2 protein-coding genes and 2 pseudogenes are annotated in these 3,227 nt (G+C 72.5%); 1 reads left to right on the top strand and 3 read right to left on the bottom strand.

Annotation, left to right across the window (positions count from 1 at the left end; all coding sequences use genetic code 11):
• Positions 1-288 (bottom strand): annotated as a pseudogene (locus ACTWQJ_RS49075) (mechanosensitive ion channel family protein); the annotation flags it as partial.
• Positions 289-652: 364 nt separating this feature from the next.
• On the opposite strand from ACTWQJ_RS49075, the pseudogene ACTWQJ_RS49070 reads away from it, so the two are divergent.
• Positions 653-1,193: pseudogene (locus ACTWQJ_RS49070) on the top strand (HNH endonuclease).
• An 84-nt stretch (positions 1,194-1,277) separates the two neighbouring features.
• On the opposite strand, the gene ACTWQJ_RS49065 reads toward ACTWQJ_RS49070, so the two are convergent.
• Positions 1,278-2,627 carry an FtsX-like permease family protein gene (locus tag ACTWQJ_RS49065; protein WP_443312841.1) on the bottom strand — a complete coding sequence of 450 codons (1,350 nt, stop codon included), beginning with the start codon at positions 2,625-2,627 and terminating at the stop codon, positions 1,278-1,280.
• Positions 2,624-3,227 (bottom strand): ABC transporter ATP-binding protein (locus tag ACTWQJ_RS49060; protein ID WP_443312840.1); only part of this gene is annotated, 604 nt, incomplete at its 5' end. The genes ACTWQJ_RS49060 and ACTWQJ_RS49065, both read right to left, overlap by 4 nt.

Raw genomic sequence — 3,227 nt, 5'->3', positions numbered from 1 at the left:
GTCCACCGCCTGCGCGGTGCGGTTCATGCGGTCTATCAGCTTGGTGATCGCCCGCCGCACCGCCACCCGCAGCACCGTCGCGATCACCACGATCAGCAGCACCCTGAGGCCGATCGCGAGCCAGGTCGACCAGTTCTCCTCGACCCAGCCGGCGGCGTTCGTGGCGCTCTCCTGGGCGTCCCGGAGCGAGGGAACCGACGGGGCCGTCTCCGACGGGGACGGCGACGGCGACGAACCGGCGGCGAGTAGGTCCGAGAAGGGCGACACAGCAGGTACCTCCAGGTGCAGCGGTCCGCCCCCGGTACGGCGGTCAAAGTTCAAGGTCGTGAACGTGGTCAAGGTCACGGAAAGGTCACCGGGCGGGCGGATTCACCACACTATCGGGGCATCGTGTGGGGATCGTTGCGATGTTCGAGGGAGAGATGGCGTCCCCGTGGGGATGAACAGACCAGACGAACACCAGGTGGGACGAGCAGTGACACCAGGAGGGGGAATGAAGTGGTCGTGATCCGGGGGAGGAATCGGATGTGGTCGAAAACACTCCCAGCCCGTTACCGGGACATGGTGGCGCTTTCACCAGGCATGAGGGGAGACTGACTGCAGATCGTCCCGGCGCGAGCCACGCGCCGCCGGCGTACAAGGAGGCATATCCGTGCCGCACGTCCTGGTCCTCAACGCGTCGTACGAGCCGCTCGGCGTCGTACCGCTCCGCCGCGCGCTCGTCCTCGTCCTCGAGAACAAGGCCGTATGCCTCGAGGAGTCCGGCGCCTTTATGCACAGCGCAACCGTCACAGTCCCCGCACCCAGCGTGGTCCGGCTCAAGCGATTCGTCCGGGTTCCCTATCGGGGACCCGTTCCGTTGACCCGTCGAGCGCTGTTCGCGCGCGACGGGGGCCGGTGCATGTACTGCGGTGGCGTCGCAACCAGCGTCGACCACGTCATCCCGCGCTCGCGCGGGGGCAAGCACGTCTGGGACAACGTGGTTGCGTCCTGCCGTCGCTGCAACCACGTGAAGGCCGACCGTCATCTCGGCGAGATCGGCTGGCGGCTACGGCACAAACCCGCCCCGCCCACCGGCCTGGCCTGGCGCATCATCGGGACCGGCCATAGGGATCCGCGCTGGCTGGCTGCCGTACTTGCAGCCGTACGGCGCGGACGACGCCTTGGCCCGGATCGACGGCATTTCCGCCTGACGATCCGGGTTTTTGCATGTCCCGGCAGCGGGCCTGCCCACGGGACCGGGGGACTCCCGTCCACCCCGGTCCCGTAGGCGTGGCCTATGCGTACCGAAGCTCCCCCGGCCGCACCGATCGCCGCAGCAGCGGCAGGGAGGTGACCGCCGCCAGCAGGCAGGCGGCGTACACGCCCGCCGGCACCAGCAGCGCGGCCCACGGCGTCGACCAGCCGCCGCCGTCGGCGAGGCCGGCGTACCCGGTGCCGATCGCCATGCCTCCGGCGCCCGCGAGGAGCACCGCCGGTGCCAGCGGCAGCGCGGTCTCCAGCAACAGCGCCCGGCCGAGCACCGATTGCGGCACCCCGGCGGCGGCCTGCGCGGCCAGGCCCCGGCGGCGGGTGGCCAGGGACTCGGCCGTGCCGACGGCGAGCGAGGAGAGCGTGATCGCCAGGGCCACGGCGATGGCGGCGGCCGTCAGGTCGAGGCCGGTGGTGTAGAAGGAGGCGTCCTCGGACAGTCGCTTGTCCGAGTGCAGCACCTCCAGCAGCACCTGCCGGATCCCCACGAAGGCCGTCCCCACGATCGTCACCAGCAGCACCGCCGCATGCGTACGGGCGGCCGCCCACGGGTCGTCGCGCAGCCGTTCCGCCGCGATCAGCACCGCCGGGCGGTCGGTGCGGGACGCGAGCAGCCGTCCGGTCAGCCGGGCGGTGGCGCCGACCAGCCACAGCGCGGCCGTCCCCGTCACGATCAGCAGCGCGAAGACCAGCAGGGGGCCGGAGGCGCCGGACCGGTTGGGCGCCGGGTCGGACACGGCGGCGTACGACCCGAGCGCCACCCCCACGAACAGCAGCACCGCCAGCAGGAACATCAACCCCGGACGGGTCTGCGGCCGTATCCTGCGCACCCAGCCCAGCGGCGAGGCCACCACCCGGCGCAGCGCCAGCACGCTCACCAGGGCGCCGATCACCGGCACGGCCACGGCCACCACCGCGATCCCGGCCCACGCGTAGCGGCTCGGCACCTCCCACACCACCAGCAGAAGCAGCACCGAGAACACCGTCCCGACCGCCGAGCCCACCAGGCAGGCCAGTCCCGCCTCGGCCGCCGCGATCCGCCGCACCTGCCACGGCGAGGCGCCCGCCAGCCGCAGCCCGGCCAGCCGCCGGTCCCGGTGGACCGCGCCGATCCGGGCGCACTGGCCGAGGAACCCGAACACCGGGATCAGCAGAAGCAGCAGCGCGACGACCACACCCTCACGCTCGCCCGGGTTGTTCAGCAGCCCGTTCGCGAACGGCACCCGATGGTGGCCGCGCAGCGCGGCCAGCGTCACCGCCGCCAGCGCGAACCCGGTCGCGAGCAGCGCGCCGAACGCCGTCAGCGTGATCCGCCACCACTCGTGACGGTTGGAGCCACGGGTCAGCAGCCCGGCCAGCCGGATCTCGGCCCTCATGCGGCCACCTCCGCGCGAGCCACGGTCCCGTCGCTCAGCGTCACCTCACGGTCCGCGTATGCCGCCACCTGCGCATCGTGCGTGATCAGCAGCACCGACGTGCCGGACTCGCGGGCGGTGTGCACCAGGGCCGTCATCACCTGCTCGCTCGCCAGCGAGTCCAGCGCGCCCGTCGGCTCGTCCGCGAAGACGACCTTCGGCCCGGTGACCAGAGCGCGGGCCAGCGAGGCCCGCTGCGCCTGCCCGCCGCTCATCTCGCCCGGCCGCAGCGCGCCCTGCCCACGCACCCCGAACCGCTCCAGCCACTCGCCCGCCCGCTCCTGCGCCTGTCTGCGCCCGGCGCCGCCCAGCATCAGCGGCAGCGCCACGTTGTCCAGGGCCGTCAGCTCGGGGATCAGCTGCCCGAACTGGAACACCACACCGAACTCGGTGCGCCTGAGCTCGCTCAACCGCCGCTCCGGAAGCCGGTCGATGCGCTCCTCGCCGTACGACACCGAGCCCCCGTCGGGCCGGACGATCCCGGCGAGGCAGTGCAGCAGCGTCGACTTCCCGCTGCCGCTGGCGCCGGTGACGGCGAGGATCTCGCCGGCCTGCAGTTCG

Source organism: Streptomyces sp. KR55 (assembly GCF_052245645.1).
Lineage (GTDB): Bacteria > Actinomycetota > Actinomycetes > Streptomycetales > Streptomycetaceae > Streptomyces > Streptomyces flavusporus.
Note: the sequence above shows the minus strand (reverse complement) of the source record. Positions and strands in the feature narration are given on the sequence as shown.